Genomic DNA, 15,751 nt, shown 5'->3' on the forward strand with positions numbered 1-15,751 from the left:
AACCGAATTTGCACGACTTCGGCGTGGCCGGTGCGTCCCGAGCAGACCTGCTGGTAGGTCGGGTCGGTAGTCTCGCCGCCCGCGTAGCCGGCGACGACCGCCTCGACGCCGCGTAGCTCCCGGTAGACGGCGTCGAGACACCAGAAGCAGCCGCCGCCCAGGGTGGCTTGATTCGATGCGTGCATGCCTTCTCCTGTCATGTGGACCGGCCAGCCGGCACTCCGCCCGCGCTCGCTAGTCGCAGGCCCGCGGACGGTCGAGCGGCCGCTCGGGCTCGGGGTTGGACGCGACGGCAGGCGCGGCCCCTTCCTCGGCGCGGCGATCGTGCTCCAGGGCCCAGCGTACCGACGGGAAGGCCAGCTCGTCGAAGGGAATTTCATCCCATCGAAACAGCCGGGCTTCCCTGGACTCGGGTCCGGGTTGCACATCGGGGCGCCGCAGCCGGGCGCGGAAGATAATCTGCACCAGATTGATCCGGGTGATGCTGTAGACGGCGATCAGCGGCCCCAACTCGAGCTCGGCCCGAGCTTCCTCCCAGGCCTCGCGCCGCACCCCGTCCTCCACGGACTCGTGCAACTCGAGGTAGCCGGCCGGCAAGGTCCAGTAGCCGCGGCGTGGCTCGATCGCGCGGCGGCAGAGCAGGACCCGGTGATTCCAATAACATACCGCGCCGACCACGATTCGCGGGTTTTCGTAGGCAATATAGCCACAATCCGGGCAAATCAGTCGTTGCCTGTCGTCACCCTCGGGGACGCGCTGAACCCTGGGGCCGGCGTCGTTGCAGTGATGATCGCTCATTCATTAGCAGCCTAGCACCGTGCTCCGGTGGGATGCACCTGCCGCATCGCGCGTGCGCTCGGTGCCGTGGCACCTATAACAAGCGCACGGAGTCCAGGAGACGGCGCACGGTCGGCACATAGGCGCCGAAGTAGTGGGGCTGCGCGCCCATATACAGGATCAGGTGCAGGCGGTTGTCGGGCGTAATCATTCCCGCCGCAAGCCCCTGATACGCCAAGCCGAGCTCGGAGTGGAAGGTCAGGTCGAAACGAAATCCGGGTTGATTGCCGAACCCGCCGGGCTGCAAACGCTTGGCCACGACATCGATCGCTCCCGATTGCTCCAGGGTGGCGGCAACCAGCTCCGCCACATCGTGAGCGCGCATGCCCTGACGGTATTCCGGCCAATGCTCCCGCCGCTGGGTGCGGGCGGGTGCTGGGAAGAGCGTATCTCCGTCGGCGATGTCCGCATAGAGGCGCAACTGCTGGAGCTGCGGTCCGTCCACGGTCCAGATCTGCAGCTTCTGGGCCTGCTCGCGGCTCCACTCGATCTGGGGATCGACCCGGTAGGCATCACCGATCTCGTTGCTCTCGCCGGGTTTGACGAGAATCGGATTGCCGCAGCCGGCCAGTAGCCCGGCGCCCAGAATCAGCAGCAGCAAGAGGCGGGCGCACACGCTCACGGCAGTCGCTCCAGGTAGGCCTTGATCATGGCCGCGTCATCGGGGGAGCCCGCCGCCTCGAGATAGCGTCGGAAGGCTTGCCGCGCCGCTGCCAGCTGATTGTCGCGCCACAGGACGCGCCCGAGCTCACGGTCGGTCTGCACGGGCGCGGCGGAATGATTCAGCGCCTCACGATAAGCTTCGATGGCACGCTGGAGGTCGCCCGGCTCGGCGCGCAGGCGAAATACCTCACCGCGATAATAGTAGAGCTCGCCGAGGTTCTCTCCCTGCTCGATGAGCCGATCGAGGACCACGCGCACGCGGCAGAGTCGCCGCGTTGCCAGTTCCATGCGCAGCCATTTGCCACGGTGCGAGAGCGTGGCGTCGAGAAAATCGCGGCGCCCGGTGGTGCCGTTCCTGCCGGAGCGCTCGGCGAGGGCTTGCAGGGTCTCGAGCCGCTCTTGCGACGGGGGGTGACTGGCGAACAAGGCCGGTGGACTCGGAAGGTCGCATTCGCGCTGCTCCTCGAGCAGATTCGCCCAGATCCTGGCGGCTTCCGCCGGGGCGTAGCCGGCCTGGTTCATCCACGCGAATCCCTGCCGGTCGGCCTCGGCTTCCTGTTCCCGCGAATAGGCCGCCAGATAGCCCTCGGCGATCAACCGCCCGATATCGCCGGCGCTGAAACCCACCGGTCCGGCGCTGACGACGCCGACGCCCCCGAGCAGCAGGCCGAACTGGGTGGCCAGCAGCAGGCCGGCGGTGCGGCGTGTCGTCTGAAACCGCTCCAGCGTGTGCCGCAGCACGTAGTGGGCGGTCTCGTGGGCGAGCACCGTGGCGAGCTGCGCCTCGTTCTCCACGCGCAGCAGCAGTCCGGTCCAGACCTGCTCGAAGCCATTGGGTGCCATCGAGGCGTTGAAGTCCGGCACCTGCATGGCATAGACGCGTATCTCCGGGCAGAAATCGCCGCTGACCCGACACTGCACGCGCGCGAGATAGGCCTCGAGCCCGGTTTCGTTGCTGCGCCTGCCGGACATTGCCGCGTTTTGCTCGGCCTGGCGCGAGGCGAGCCACAGACCCTCCTCGGAGATCTCCGTCGGCGGGCCTTTGCCGGCTTCCAGCTTCGGAACCTGAGCGGCGCATCCGGCGAGCAAGGCGGCGGAAATCAGCGCGGCGGGAACGGCAAGGGCTTTCATAGCGGCAGTCCCGCGAGCAGTTTCAGGCCGCGATTGTGAATACCGTCCGGGCGATTGACATCCAACGATTGACTCTGCAGCAGGTTGGTCCACACGACATCGCCGGTTTCGAGATCGACTAATGAAGCAAACCCCACGGCCTGGCTGGTGGGTTGGATGAATCCGAACAGAGCGAGGCTGGCCGCGGCGAGCAGGGCGCGTCCCGGCGTGGAGGTCGCCTGGCGGTAGATCAGAAAAAGCGCGTAATCGGCCGCATAATCGGCGCGAAGCGCGGCGACGCTTTCGCCGAGTGTCCAGTCGAGGCCTTCTTGCTTGGTGGGCAGCGACAGTTGCCGCCGTTGCTGAGGCGTATAGCGGTACGTCAAGATGGTCTGCAGCACCGTTTCGTGCAGCGCGAGCGCCTCGAAGTGCGCCTTGGCGTAGGGGACGACGCCCTCGGCACGGCGATAGCGGATCAGCGTGGCGCTACGGCTTTGCAGGGTATCCGCGACCGCATCGACCAGGCTCTGCTGCGCCGCGCTCGTCCAGTCCGCTCTTGGCAAGGGGAGGCCCGCCGTGGAGAGCTCCAGGATGGCGACGTCGACCGGCATGAGCAACACGCGCGCGGGACCGGAAGCCGGTCTGATTTTGTTGGCCACATACGGCTGGGTCTGCACGCAGGCACTGAGCGCGAGCACGAGCGCCACCGCGAGCGTCAGCGCTGCCGTCGCGCGCGTCAGTCGACCTCTTTCCGCCCGGTACCGTACGTGCATGGCGAAAACCCGTGGCGATTTTCTGCGACCGTTCACCTTTCTTAACGTAGCACGGCAGCGGGTTCAATCGATGCACGTTCCTCGCGCTCGAGACCGCTGATCCTGGCGGATAACAGTGCTGGGCACTCGATCGGCACGATTCGGCGTCCACTTGCGCGGCAAACGGGCGCGGAATTGCGCCGCAATTGGATATCTTCGGCATGGATTGCGGTCTAATAAGGAAAGTTTATGCCGGGATGGGTGCAACGGGGCGCCCCAGGGCGGCGGCTTCTGGATGTGCCTCGATCAAAAGCAACGAACAATGGCCCGCCAAACGAGGGGCATCGCCTTGGGTGGCGGAGCCTGAACAGCTGCAGCCACATGCCCGGCCGGGACAATCCTGAACAGGTAACGAGCTATGGCGATATCACTGGCAGAGGCAAGGCGTGCGGCAGTGGGCTTTCAGCCTGGCACGCCGCTGGTTGGCTTCAGCGACCTCTGTAAACGCTACGGGTCATCGCACGGGCGCGTCGTGCTGGATTCGGTATCGGGTACGATCGAGGCGGGCGAATTCGTTATCGTGGTGGGCCGCAGCGGATCGGGCAAGTCTACGCTGTTGAACCTCCTCGGCGGGCTGGATCGCCCGAGCCGCGGCACGGTCAGTATCGACGGCCGCGCACTCGGATCGCTCAGCGACCGCCAGCTCACGCTTCTGCGCCGGCGGCGCATCGGCTTTATCTTCCAGGCCTACAACCTGATCTCCACGCTCACGGTCAGCGAAAATCTGATGCTGCCGCTGGAGCTCAACGGCTTGGCGGTTGCGGACAACGTGACCCATTGGCTCGACCGGGTGGGCTTGTCTGGTTTGGACGACGCCTACCCGGATCAGCTCTCCGGCGGCGAGCAACAGCGTGTCGCCGTGGCGCGGGCGCTGGTGCACGGGCCGGATCTCATCCTGGCGGACGAGCCGACCGGCAATCTGGATCTGGACAATGCCACACGGGTGGTGGCGCTGCTCGACGAGCTCTGCCGCAGCAGCGGAAAAACGCTGGTGATGGCCACTCACAGCCGTGAGGTCGCCGGCAAGGCCGACCGGATGATGACCATCCGGGAGGGCCGGCTGTTGGAGGTCCACGAGTGACGCCAAGCGTACTGCGCGCTGGCCGCCGGGCGCTGTGGCGGCATCCGGTGCAGCTGGTGCTGGCGGTCGCCGGCGTCGCCTTGGGGGTCGCCGTCGTCATCGGTATGGACTTGGCCAACCAGAGCGCAAGCTCGGCCATGCGCGAGTCCATGCAGGCGGTGACCGGGCGGACGACGCACCAGATCTTCGGCGGTCCCGAGGGGTTGCCGGACTCCCTCTACGCCAAGCTGCGCACGCGGCTTGGCATACGCCAGGCCACCCCGGCGCTGGAGGGGGGCATAACGGTGCCGGGCGCCGACGATCGGCCGCTCACGCTGCTCGGCGTCGATCCGCTCACCGAGGCCGGGCTGCGCGAGCCACTCACTCCAACGGGTGAGGGCGACGGCGGGGACGTCTTTCAGCAACTGTTGCTCAATCCCACCGGCATCGTGCTGCCCGAGGAGGAGGCGCGGCGGCTGGGTGTGAAAGCCGGAGACACGCTGCAAGCGCGGCGCGGCGCCGAGGAGTGGGGCCTGCAGGTGTTGGCGGTGGCCGGGCCTTTCGATCACGCCCTCAGCGGCTATGCCTTTGCCGACATTGCCACGGCGCAAGAACTGCTGGGCCGGGTCGGGCGCTTGTCGCGCATCGACCTGATACTGGAACCGGAAGAAATCGAGCCCGTTCGCGCTTTGTTGCCCCCGGAGGCCACTCTCGTGCCGGCGGCGGCGCGGGCGAATGCCATGCAGCAGATGACTGCCGCCTTTCAGACGAATTTGACGGCGTTTTCGCTGCTCGCGCTGGTCATTGGCCTGTTTCTCGTGTTCAACACCATGTCGTTCATGGTGGTGCAACGCCGGGCAATGATCGGCACGCTGCGGGCGGTGGGTGCCACGCGGCGCCAGATCTTCACGCAGGTGGTCAGCGATGCTGCTCTGGTGGGGCTGCTCGGTACCGCGCTGGGTCTGCTGCTGGGACTGGCACTCGGTGTCGGGCTGGTCGATCTAGTAGGCCACAGCAGCCCGAATGAATCCTTCGACGAGGCCTTGGCCCGCTTCAGAATCGCGCCGCTGAGCCTGGCCAAAGGCGTGCTGCTTGGTATAGTCGGCTCCGTGGTGGCGGCCGCCCCGCCGGCGATCGAGGCCGCCACGGTGCAGCCCCGCTCGGCCATGGCGCGAAGCGTGCTGGAGCAGCGCGTGCATCGCGGCGCCCAGCTGGCGGCCGGGTCCGGTCTGCTGGCGCTGATCACGGGGATGGCGGTGCTTGCGCTCAGCGCCAGCCTGGTGGCCGCTTTCGTCGGCTTGTTCGCCGTGATACTGGGCGCTTCGCTGCTGGCGCCGCTGGCATCGGCGCGCCTGACCGCCGGCCTTGCGAACGCGCTTCCGCGACAGCCGATTGTGCGGCTGGTCCTGCGCGGTGTCACGGCCTCGCTCAGCCGCACGGGGGTGGCGATCGCCGCCTTGGCCGTGGCCATGTCGGCAGTGATTGGGGTCGCGGTCATGATCGATAGCTTTCGGGGCAGCTTCGCCGCCTGGCTGGAGCAGTCGTTGCGGGCGGATTTCTACGTCGCCAGTGCCGAGGATGGCAAAGCGGTCGACGATGCACTTGCCCGGCGAGTCGAGAGCCTGCCCGGGGTGGCCTACATCACCCGCTCGCGCCATTATCGCCTGCCGGGCGAGGATGGGTTCACCGCCATCTGGGCGCTCGGCATCGGCCACCGGGGGTGGCAGGGCTTCGACATCCGCGACGGCGACCGGGAAAACGCCTGGCAGGCGTTTCGCTCCGGTTCCGGGGTTCTGATCAGTGAGCCCTACGCTTACCATCACGATCTGCGCGCCGGCGAGATGCTTTCCTTGCGTACCGCAACGGGCGAGCGGCGGTTCCGGGTGGCCGGCGTGTTTCGCGATTACGGCTCGCCGTACGGGGTCGTGCTGATGTATCGGCCGGTATATCAGCAGCTCTTTGGCGACGAGCGTCTCTCCGGACTCGGCGTCTATCTCGCCTCCGGTAGTGACCGCGCGGCCCTGCGCGAGCGTCTGGAGACGGCGGTGAGCGGGTTGGCCGGGGTGCGCGTGCGCGACAACCAATCGATCCGCGAGCGTTCCTTGGCGGTATTCGAGCAGGAATTCGCCATCACCTCGGTATTGCGTATGCTGGCGGCGCTGGTTGCCTTCGTCGGCGTGGTGAGCGCGTTGATGGCGCTGCAGCTCGACCGCACCCGGGAGATGGCGGTGCTGCGCGCGATCGGCTTCACCCGCATGCAGCTGGGCAGCCTCATCACCGCGCAAAGCGGGCTGCTCGGGCTGGCCGCGGGCCTGTTCGCGATTCCGATGGGATTGGTGCTCGCGTGGCTGCTGGTGTTCGTGATCAACCACCGCGCCTTCGGCTGGAGCATGGAATTCACGATTCACCCCATGCCGCTCCTCGAAGGCGCCGGGCTGGCGGTTGCCGCGGCCTTGATCGCCGCCATTTATCCGGCGTGGCGCGCGGTACGCATTCTGCCGGCTCGCGGCTTGCGGGAGGAATGAGATGCGCCGACGCACGCTTTTCTACGCACTGGCGGGCGCAGTGCTCCTCGCCATCGGTGGGTGGTATTTCACCGCGCGCGTGCCGGGGCCGCCGGCCGGCGCGAATGCAACCGTCCCCGGCGCGCCGCAGGATTCCGACATGGCCGGCTATGCGAAGGTGCGCGCCGCCCGAGCGATGCACTTCCCGCAGGATCACGGGGCCCACCCCGATTACCGCATCGAGTGGTGGTATTTCACCGGCAACCTCGCTACGGACGAGGCCCGCCCATTCGGCTTCGAGCTTACGTTCTTCCGTTTCGCCCTGGCGCCGTCCGACAAGCCAAGGGCCTCCGATTGGGCGACCCGGCAGATGTGGGTCGCGCATCTGGCGCTCAGCGATATCGACGCGGGGCGGTTTCATGTCTTCCAGCGCTCGCAGCGCGGGGCCGCTGGTTTGGCGGGCGCGCAGAGTCAGCCGGTTCGGATCTGGACCGATAATTGGGAAGTGCGCGCGCTCTCGGCGGACGATTTATTTCCCGCCCGGCTTCAGGCCGAGCAGGAGGGCGTGCGGATCGATCTGCATCTGAGCAGCGCCAAGCCCTTGGTGCTGCAGGGCGATGCGGGCTACAGCCGCAAGAGCGCGGACCCGCAGAATGCCTCGTATTACTACTCCTACACGCGCCTGCGGGCGCAGGGCAGTATTGACGTGGCCGGTAAGACCTACGCCGTGAACGGCACGGCGTGGATGGACCGCGAGTGGAGCTCCAGCGTTCTGGCGGCCAACCAGGCCGGCTGGGATTGGCTTTCGCTGCAGTTCGACGACGGGCGCGATCTCATGCTCTACCGGCTGCGTCAGCAGGATGGCTCCGCCGATCCGCACTCCGCTGGCGTGCTGGTCGGCAGGCGGGGCGAGACGCGGCATCTGGCGGCGACGGATTTCTCGTTATCCCCGGTACGCCACTGGCGCAGCGAGGCCACCGGCGTCTCCTATCCGGTGGCGTGGCGGGTTCGGGTGCCGTCCGAGGGTTTGGATCTCGATGTCGAGGCGCGCATGCCCAACCAGGAGCTCGATCTGCGCGTGCGCTATTGGGAGGGGGCGGTTTCGGCATCGGGCGAAAACGTCAGCGCTCACGGCTATCTCGAGCTGACGGGCTATGGCTCGGCGGCAGCAGGCCGGTCCGGCGCTCCAAGCGACGGATGACGGTTTCGAGCCCCGCCTCGCGGAGCTGGGCCTGGAGCTCGGAGCGGATGCCGACCAGCACGTTGATGCCCGATGAGGTGATCTCATAGACCTTCCAGGTGCCGTCGTGATCGTGCAGGCGCAGCTCCAGGTGTGTCCAGCCCAGGCTCGGACCGGTTGCGACCACCCGGACGGCCGCCGTGCCCCGATGCGCGTCGTGGCGCAGCAGCAGGCAATGGACGTGGGCATGGCGGGTCAGCTGATCGAGCGTCGCGGCATGCTTTTCCATGGTGCGGCTGCACATCTGCAGCAGAAAGGCGCGGAACGCTCGGCGGAAACGCTCGCATTGCGAGGGCGTGGCGCTTTGCCAATAGGAGCCGAGCACGTAGCGGGCCATACCGGTCAGGTCGAGGTGGGGCAGGGTGATGCGTTCGATCAGCTGACGGGTCAGCACGGCATCGCGCTGCAGCGTGCCGAGCCAGCGTTTGAGCGCCTGTATGGCCTCCGTGATCATCCCACGCACCGCGACGTCGGGGCGCTCGCTGGCACTGGCCTGAGCGCTCGCCAGGAGGCTGAGCATCAGCAAACCCGCCGCCATCGCCATGGGTGCGCGGCTCAATGCGGCTGCAAAGAAATCCGGGTTGGTCATCGGACCCACCTAAGGTTGTATGCACCAAAGACCCAAGAGTATATCGTGGTGAGCTTCCGGCACACGCCTCTTCGTCCGATCCATGGTATGCGCCCCTCTAGGCTAATAGCGCTGAGTGCGTTGTTCCAGTCCTTCGTCCCGGCCGGCTGGCTCGCCGTGAGTCGCCGCTACGGTCGAGCTCGCGAGGCGCGTGCGGATCACGATTGCCGTGGCGGCTGAAGTGATCTGCGCCGCACTCGAATGCCGGCTGCTGCTGCCCGGTGCGTCGGCGGGCACGTGTGAGGAGGCCATGGAGCGGCTGTGCGCGCTCTTCGGCGCAGGCACACGGGTGCTGGTGCTCACGGGGGCGGGTTGCAGCACCGCCTCGGGCATTCCCGACTACCGTGATCGCGACGGGCAGTGGAAGCGGCAGCGGCCGATGGAGCTGCGGCAATTTTTGGGTTCGGAGTCCGCCCGCCGCCGCTACTGGGCGCGCAGCATGGCGGGTTGGGTCCGGATCCGCAACGCCCGACCGAATGCGGCTCACTACGCGCTTGCCCGGTTGCAGCGTCTCGGCCGTCTCACCTCGCTGATCACCCAGAACGTCGATGGATTGCACCAGCGCGCCGGCAGCGTGGACGTGATCGATTTGCACGGGCGTCTGGACGGCGTGGAATGTCTGGAGTGCCGCGGGGTTATCTCGCGCGAGCGCTGTCAGCTGGAACTGGAGGGCCTCAACCTGCATTGGCGGGCCTCGGCAGCGCTCGCCCCCGATGGGGATGCCGATCTGGCGGAGGCGGACTGGGCGGATTTCCGCGTGCCCGGCTGCCCGGGCTGCGGCGGCGTGCTCAAACCCAGCGTGGTGTTTTTCGGCGAGTCGGTTCCCCCGGCCCGGGTCGCCGCTTGCAGCCGGCGGCTGCAAGCGGCGGACGCCTTGCTGGTGATCGGCTCCTCGCTCATGGTCTGGTCGGGTTACCGCTTTGTTCGTGCCGCCAGGCAACAGGGCATCCCGGTCGCCCTGCTGAACGACGGGCAGACCCGAGCGGACGGCGAGGCGAGCTTCAAGGTAGTCGGGCGCTGCGCCGAGGTGCTGAGCGCGTTGGCACAGTGCCTCGAGTCGCCGTGAACCCTGGCTCTAGCCGCCGATGCGGGCCCTCACCTCCTGGGCGGCCGCGATCATGTTGGCAAGTGCCGGCTTGATCTCCTCCCAGGCGCGGGTCTTGAGGCCGCAGTCCGGATTGACCCAGAGCCGCTGCCGCGTGATGACCGCCGCGGCGTTCTCCAGCTGAGCGACCGTCTCCGCGACGCTCGGCACCCTTGGGGAATGGATGTCGTAAACGCCGGGGCCGATCTCGTTGGGGTAGTCGAACTCGGCGAAGGCGGCGAGCAGCTCCATATCCGAGCGCGAGGCCTCGATGGTGATCACATCGGCGTCGAGCTCGGCAATGGCACGGATGATGTCATTGAACTCGGAGTAGCACATGTGACTGTGGATCTGGGTCTCGTCCCGCACCCCCGCCGTCGCCAGGCGAAACGCGCGCACGGCCCAGTCGAGATACGCCGGCCGATCGCGGCCGCGCAGCGGCAAGCCCTCGCGCAAGGCGGGTTCATCCACCTGAATGGCCTGAATCCCGGCGGCCTCCAGATCACCCACCTCGTCGCGTAGCGCCAGGGCGATCTGCTGACAGGTCTGCGGGCGAGGCTGATCATCGCGCACGAACGACCACTGCAAAATCGTGACCGGGCCGGTCAGCATGCCCTTCACTGGACGTTCGGTCAGCGATTGCGCGTAACGGATCCACTCCACTGTCATGGGCCCGGCGCGGCGCACGTCGCCGTATATGATCGGCGGCTTGACGCAGCGGGAGCCGAAGCTCTGCACCCAGCCTTGCTGCGTGCTCGCGAAGCCCTCCAGCAGCTCGCCGAAGTATTCCACCATGTCGTTGCGCTCGGGCTCGCCGTGGACCAGCATGTCGAGCCCCATCGCCTCCTGCGCCTTGATGGCCGCGTCGATCTCGGCGCGCATGCGCTGCTCGTAGCCGGCCCGGTCCAGCCGGCCCGCCCGGTAGTCACGCCGCGCCGCGCGGATCGACCGAGTTTGCGGGAACGAGCCGATGGTGGTGGTCGGCAGGAGCGGCAGGTTGAGGCGCGAGCGCTGACGCGGCGCGCGCTCCGGGTAGGCCGAGGCGCGGTGGGTCATGGCGCTGGTAACGCTGCCCAGTCGCTGCTGCACGGCGGCGTTGTGCACGCGCGTGGAGCCCCGCCGCGCGGCGAGGGCGGCACGGTTGGCGTCCAACGCCTCGGCCACGCTCGCGCGGCCGTGATTGAGCGCCCGGCCGAGCGTGGCGACCTCCTCGAGCTTCTGCACCCCGAAAGCGAGCCAGCGCTTGAGCTCATCGTCGAGGCGCGTCTCGGCGGCGAGGTCCACCGGCACGTGCAGCAGCGAGCAGGACGGCGCCAGCCAAAGGCGCTCGCCCAGCTGTTGTTGAGCGCGCTCCAGCGGATCGAGCCAGGCCTCGAGATCGGTGCGCCAGATGTTGCGACCGTCGACCACGCCGGCGGAGAGCACTTTGTCCGCGGGCAGGCGCCGCAGGATTTCGCTCAGCTGCTCCGGGGCCCGCGCCAGATCCACATGCACGCCGTCGACCGGCAGCCGCAGCGCCTGCTCCAGGTTCTCGCCGAGCCCGCCGAAATAGCTCGCCAGCAGCCGCTTCGGGCCGTGCCCAGCCAGCTGCTCGTAGGCCCGCGTGAACGCCGCCTGCCAAGCCTCGTCGAGGTCGCAGACCAGTATGGGCTCGTCGAGCTGCACCCATTCGATGCCGCGCCCGGCAAGACGCTCGAGAAGCTCGGCGTAGACGGGCAGCAGCCGCTCCAGCAGCGTGAGCTTGTCGAACGGCTCACCGCGGGGCTTGCCGAGCCAAAGATACGTGAGCGGCCCGATCAGCGCGGGCTTGGCGCGCAGGCCCTCGGCGCGGGCTTCCTCGATCTGCGCCTCGAGGGCGGCCGGCAGCAGCGTGAAGCGCTGATCGCGGAGGAGTTCCGGGACGATGTAGTGATAGTTGGTGTCGAACCACTTGGTCATCTCGCAGGCGGCGGCATCCTCGCCGCTCGGGGCGCGTCCGCGCGCCATGCGAAAGTAGAGATCGAGATCGACCTCGCCGCCCTGCCAGCCGAAGCGCTGCGGTATCACGCCGAGCAGCGCGGAAGTGTCCAGCACGTGATCGTAGTAGGAGAAATCCCCGGCCGGCACGAGGTCCAGGCCGGCGTCGGCCTGCATCATCCAGTGCCGGCAGCGCAGGTCGGCGCCGGTGTGCAGCAGCGTGTCGCGGTCGATATCACCGCGCCAGTAGCCGTCGAGCGCGCGCTTCAGCTCGCGGCGCGGCCCGATCCTCGAGAAGCCCAATGCATGTGTCGTAGCCACGGTTTCCTCCGATGAGATGCCTCGTTTGCAGCCAGCCAGTGTCGAGGTTCCTCAACTATGAGACAATTTCAAATTATTCAAAAATAAGATGAGCGAGTTTCATTATTTGACCGTGAGCCCGCCATGTATCTCGAACTCCGCCATCTGCGCACGCTGCAGTCGATCCGGGCCGCCGGCAGCCTCGCGGCCGCCGCGACGCGGCTGCACGTCACGCAAAGCGCCTTGTCGCATCAGATCAAAGCCCTGGAGCGGCAGTTCGACACGGCGCTCTTCTTCCGCCAGTCCCGGCCGCTGCGCTTGAGTCCGGCCGGAGAGCTGCTGGCGGATCTCGCCGATCGGCTGCTGCCCGAGGTGGCCGCGGCGGAGCAGCGGCTTGCGGGCATGGCGCTCGGGCGGCAGGGCCGGCTGCACATCGCCATCGAATGCCACAGCTGCTTCCAATGGCTGCTGCCCACCATGGACGACTACCGCGAGCGCTGGCCCGGCGTGGAGATGGATCTCTCGCTCGGCTTCAGCTTCCATCCTCTGCCGGCGCTGGTGCGCGGCGAAATCGACCTGGTGGTCACCTCCGACCCGGATCCGGATCTGCGCGGGATCCACTACGAGCCGCTGTTCCGTCACGAGGTGCTGCTGGCGATGCATGTCGGTTCGCCGCTGGCGGAAAAGGCCTGGCTGGAGCCGCAGGATCTGGCCGCCGCGACGCTGATTACCTATCCGGTGTGCCGCAGCCGCCTCGACGTGTTCGCCCGCTTTCTCGAGCCGGCGGGCGTTGAGCCGCCGGCGGTGCGGACCTCGGAGCTCACCGTGATGATCATTCAGCTCGTGGTGAGCCGCCGGGGCGTGGCGGCGCTGCCGAGCTGGGCGCTGGATGAGTACCGCGATCAGGGGCAGCTCATCGCCCGGCCGCTGGGGCGTCATGGGCTCTGGAGCCCGCTCTACGCCGCAGTCCGCCAGGAGAGCCGGACGGCGCCGTTCATCGACGCTTTCCTCGCCCTGGCGCGCGCAGTGACCGCCGAGCGGCTGAGCGGCATCGAGCCGCTCGATGCCCAATAACGCCGCCGGGGAATAGTTAGTACGATTCCCGCTCACACCTAAAGTTGCGAGGTAAAGCGATGCCGTGGCGAATGCTCGTGGCGACGGAGGCTCCGCCTGCGACGCTGTTGGTTCGGCTGCTGGTGGGCGGGGTGTTTCTTCCGGAAGGCCTGATGAAGTTGCTCTATCCGGCCTGGCTGGGGGCCGGGCGATTTACGAATATCGGTATTCCGCTACCCGAGTTTTTCGGCCCATTGGTGGGCGGCTTCGAGATGGTTTGCGGATCGTTGATCCTGCTGGGTTTGTTGACGCGCGCCGCGGCGATCCCTCTCATCATCATCATGGTCGTGGCCATCGTCAGCACCAAGCTTCCGGTGCTCCTCGGCCATGATTGGTGGATGTTCAACGTCCGGTCGCTTTCCCGCTACGGCCTCGCGGCGTTCGAGCACGAGTGGCGTACCGATTTCGCCATGCTCTGCGGCTCGCTCTTCCTGCTGTTCGTGGGCGCGGGCGGATGGTCGGTTGACCGTACCCTGCAACGGCGTCTCACGGAAACGTAAAGATATCCGCGTTCAGGCTGCCCGCCCGACGATGCCTTGGCTCGGGTTCTTTGGCCGTCGCCTTGCATTGACAGTCGATACCCAATATATTGGGTCTACGTCTTGTAATCTGTCCCATATCTAGTGTTGGCAGGGTGGGGAACTCCGGTGTGAGTCCGGGGCTGTCGCGCAACGGTAACGCGGTCACGACCGCGAAGTCCGATGACCACCGCAAGACCCGGGATCCGCCGATTGCGAGCGGGTCCGGCCGCAGGAGACCTTCGCGTCAAAGGCTCGCGGCGTGGGACCCTTCCGCCTCGAGGGCGGTCCTGCCCCGTGTCCGCGCGTGGCTCCTCCAAGCAACTCCTGCTGCTGGAGGTAACATGCAGGCAGAAGCCGGCGTTTTTCCGTCGCCCGAACTCCCCGAGCATCAAGACCCCCGCCTCGACGGCCTCCAGGTCATCCGCCGTGACGGTCAGGTCTCGGCCTTCGATCCGGACAAGATCACCGTGGCTATGACCAAGGCCTACCTCGCGGTTGAGGGCGCCTCGGCCTCCGGTTCCCAGCGCATCCGCGAGACCGTGGACGCGCTGGTCGGCCAGGTGGTCGAGGCGCTGGCCCGCCGCCGGCCCGCCGGGGGCAGTGTCCACATCGAGGACATTCAGGATCAGGTCGAGCTTGCGCTGATGCGCGCCGGCGAGCACCGCGTGGCGCGGGCCTACGTGCTCTACCGCGAGGAGCGCGCCCGGGCCCGGCAGGGCGAGGCCGCGCCCGCCGCCGCGCCGGCCGAGACGCTGCAGGTGACGCGCGCCGACGGCCGCCGTGTGCCGCTCGATGAGGCCCGCCTGCATTGCGTCATCGCGCAATCCTGTGACGGCGTCGCCGGTGTGGCTCCGGAGGCGATCATCGAGGCAACGCGGCGCAACCTCTACGACGGCGTGCCGGAGAAGGAGATCGACACCGCGCTGGTGATGTGCGCGCGCACGCTGATCGAGCAGGAGCCCGGTTACAGCTACGTCGCCGCCGGCCTGCTGCTGGACGCTCTGCGCCGAGAGGCGCTGAGCTTTCTCGCCGGCGCCGCGGCGGCCGCCGGCTTCGAGGAGATGGCGCAGCGGTATCCGGCGTATTTCACCGCCTACGTGCGCCGGGGCGTGGAGCTCGAGCTGCTCGATCCGCGGCTGCTCGAATTCGATCTCGAGCGGCTCGGCCGGGCGCTTGAGCCGGAGCGCGACCGCCAGTTCGGCTATCTCGGACTGCAGACCCTCTACGATCGCTACTTTCTGCACTGCGACGGCACGCGCTTTGAGCTGCCCCAGGCGTTTTTCATGCGCGTCGCCATGGGGCTCGCGCTGAACGAGATCGACCGCGAGGAACGCGCCGAGGAGTTCTACCGGCTGCTCGCCTCGTTCGACTTCATGAGCTCCACGCCGACGCTGTTCAACGCCGGCACCCGCCGCCCGCAGCTTTCGAGCTGCTATCTCACCACGGTGCCCGACGATCTCAACGGCATCTACTCGGCCATCCGCGACAACGCGCTGCTTTCCAAGTTCGCCGGCGGGCTCGGCAACGACTGGACCGGCGTACGCGCGCTCGGCGCCCACATCAAGGGCACCAACGGGCGCTCCCAGGGCGTGGTGCCCTTCCTCAAGGTGGTCAACGATACGGCGGTCGCCGTTAATCAGTGTTTCGCCGCTGACACGCCGGTGCATACAGCAGATGGCGCGAAGCCGATTGCGGAGGTCACAACGCGTGATCTGGTAGTGGGTCAGCGCGGCGAGTATCGGCAGGTCGAAGATAAATTCTCGTATCACCAGACCGAGCCCATGGTGGAGTTGAACATCAAGCACGCCATCGAGCCGATCCGGGTGACTGCCGGACATCCGTTGTGGGCGTTGCGCGGTGTACCGATGGAACAGGCCGGCCATCGAACCGAGAGTTGGTTGAGCAAAGGTAAGGTGAAACCGC

General features: G+C 67.3%; 14 protein-coding genes and 1 riboswitch. Of the genes, 7 read left to right on the plus strand and 7 right to left on the minus strand.

The annotated features are described in order from the left end of the window. The 5 genes from AC52Q4_RS13560 to AC52Q4_RS13580 form a co-directional block, all read right to left on the minus strand. A partial coding sequence (locus tag AC52Q4_RS13560; RefSeq protein WP_495537330.1) for a peptide-methionine (S)-S-oxide reductase occupies positions 1-185 on the minus strand: 185 nt, incomplete at its 3' end. Between the two features lie 49 nt (positions 186-234). After that, on the minus strand, positions 235-798 hold the full coding sequence (locus AC52Q4_RS13565; RefSeq protein WP_495537331.1) for an NUDIX hydrolase: 564 nt from the start codon (positions 796-798) through the stop codon (positions 235-237). Between the two features lie 73 nt (positions 799-871). Then, on the minus strand, positions 872-1,459 hold the full coding sequence (locus AC52Q4_RS13570; RefSeq protein WP_495537332.1) for a hypothetical protein: 588 nt from the start codon (positions 1,457-1,459) through the stop codon (positions 872-874). Beyond that, on the minus strand, positions 1,456-2,631 hold the full coding sequence (locus AC52Q4_RS13575; RefSeq protein ID WP_495537333.1) for a M48 family metallopeptidase: 1,176 nt from the start codon (positions 2,629-2,631) through the stop codon (positions 1,456-1,458). The genes AC52Q4_RS13570 and AC52Q4_RS13575 overlap by 4 nt, the downstream gene beginning before the upstream one ends. Continuing rightward, the gene (locus AC52Q4_RS13580; protein WP_495537334.1) at positions 2,628-3,383 is read right to left on the minus strand and encodes a hypothetical protein; all 756 of its coding nucleotides are present in this window, start codon (positions 3,381-3,383) and stop codon (positions 2,628-2,630) included. The genes AC52Q4_RS13575 and AC52Q4_RS13580 overlap by 4 nt, the downstream gene beginning before the upstream one ends. A 397-nt stretch (positions 3,384-3,780) precedes the next feature. Between AC52Q4_RS13580 and AC52Q4_RS13585 the strand changes: the two genes are divergently transcribed. The 3 genes from AC52Q4_RS13585 to AC52Q4_RS13595 are packed head-to-tail and all read left to right on the plus strand — an operon-like array spanning position 3,781 to position 8,187. After that, complete coding sequence (locus AC52Q4_RS13585; RefSeq protein WP_495537335.1) at positions 3,781-4,503, plus strand: ABC transporter ATP-binding protein; 723 nt, start codon at positions 3,781-3,783, stop codon at positions 4,501-4,503. Next, positions 4,500-7,007 carry an FtsX-like permease family protein gene (locus AC52Q4_RS13590; protein WP_495537336.1) on the plus strand — a complete coding sequence of 836 codons (2,508 nt, stop codon included), beginning with the start codon at positions 4,500-4,502 and terminating at the stop codon, positions 7,005-7,007. Before AC52Q4_RS13585 ends, AC52Q4_RS13590 begins: the two co-directional genes overlap by 4 nt. Position 7,008: 1 nt before the next feature. Beyond that, positions 7,009-8,187: a lipocalin-like domain-containing protein gene (locus tag AC52Q4_RS13595; protein ID WP_495537337.1), complete on the plus strand. Its 1,179-nt coding sequence runs from the start codon at positions 7,009-7,011 to the stop codon at positions 8,185-8,187. Here AC52Q4_RS13595 and AC52Q4_RS13600 read toward each other — a convergent pair. Beyond that, the gene (locus tag AC52Q4_RS13600) at positions 8,108-8,815 is read right to left on the minus strand and encodes an MlaC/ttg2D family ABC transporter substrate-binding protein (protein WP_495537338.1); all 708 of its coding nucleotides are present in this window, start codon (positions 8,813-8,815) and stop codon (positions 8,108-8,110) included. The two genes, AC52Q4_RS13595 and AC52Q4_RS13600, sit on opposite strands and share 80 nt — an antisense overlap. A gap of 208 nt (positions 8,816-9,023) precedes the next feature. On the opposite strand from AC52Q4_RS13600, the gene AC52Q4_RS13605 reads away from it, so the two are divergent. After that, a complete protein-coding gene (locus AC52Q4_RS13605) occupies positions 9,024-9,920 on the plus strand; it encodes an NAD-dependent protein deacetylase (protein ID WP_495537339.1) in 897 nt (298 codons plus the stop codon). 9 nt (positions 9,921-9,929) lie between these two features. On the opposite strand, the gene metE is transcribed toward AC52Q4_RS13605, so the two are convergent. Further along, positions 9,930-12,215, minus strand: coding sequence for a 5-methyltetrahydropteroyltriglutamate--homocysteine S-methyltransferase (gene metE, locus AC52Q4_RS13610; protein ID WP_495537340.1), 2,286 nt, complete (start codon positions 12,213-12,215; stop codon positions 9,930-9,932). A 123-nt stretch (positions 12,216-12,338) separates the two neighbouring features. On the opposite strand from metE, the gene AC52Q4_RS13615 reads away from it, so the two are divergent. The 3 genes from AC52Q4_RS13615 to AC52Q4_RS13625 all read left to right on the plus strand — a co-directional run. Then, positions 12,339-13,268 (plus strand): LysR family transcriptional regulator, encoded by a 930-nt coding sequence (locus tag AC52Q4_RS13615; RefSeq protein ID WP_495537341.1) that lies wholly within the window; start codon positions 12,339-12,341, stop codon positions 13,266-13,268. A 77-nt stretch (positions 13,269-13,345) separates the two neighbouring features. After that, complete coding sequence (locus AC52Q4_RS13620; RefSeq protein WP_495537342.1) at positions 13,346-13,807, plus strand: DoxX family protein; 462 nt, start codon at positions 13,346-13,348, stop codon at positions 13,805-13,807. A gap of 92 nt (positions 13,808-13,899) precedes the next feature. Then, positions 13,900-14,053: riboswitch (cobalamin riboswitch) on the plus strand. A gap of 116 nt (positions 14,054-14,169) precedes the next feature. After that, on the plus strand, positions 14,170-15,751 hold a 1,582-nt coding region (locus tag AC52Q4_RS13625), incomplete at its 3' end, for an ATP cone domain-containing protein (protein WP_495537343.1).

It is taken from the genome of Nitrococcus sp., from assembly GCF_059432795.1.

Bases quoted from the DNA above. Each gene is read 5' to 3' on its own strand.
- AC52Q4_RS13600 (WP_495537338.1), bottom strand. From the start codon at position 8,815: ATGACCAACCCGGATTTCTTTGCAGCCGCATTGAGCCGCGCACCCATG.
- AC52Q4_RS13580 (WP_495537334.1), bottom strand. From the start codon at position 3,383: ATGCACGTACGGTACCGGGCGGAAAGAGGTCGACTGACGCGCGCGACG.
- AC52Q4_RS13575 (WP_495537333.1), bottom strand. From the start codon at position 2,631: ATGAAAGCCCTTGCCGTTCCCGCCGCGCTGATTTCCGCCGCCTTGCTC.
- AC52Q4_RS13595 (WP_495537337.1), top strand. From the start codon at position 7,009: ATGCGCCGACGCACGCTTTTCTACGCACTGGCGGGCGCAGTGCTCCTC.
- AC52Q4_RS13615 (WP_495537341.1), top strand. From the start codon at position 12,339: ATGTATCTCGAACTCCGCCATCTGCGCACGCTGCAGTCGATCCGGGCC.
- AC52Q4_RS13565 (WP_495537331.1), bottom strand. From the start codon at position 798: ATGAGCGATCATCACTGCAACGACGCCGGCCCCAGGGTTCAGCGCGTC.
- AC52Q4_RS13585 (WP_495537335.1), top strand. From the start codon at position 3,781: ATGGCGATATCACTGGCAGAGGCAAGGCGTGCGGCAGTGGGCTTTCAG.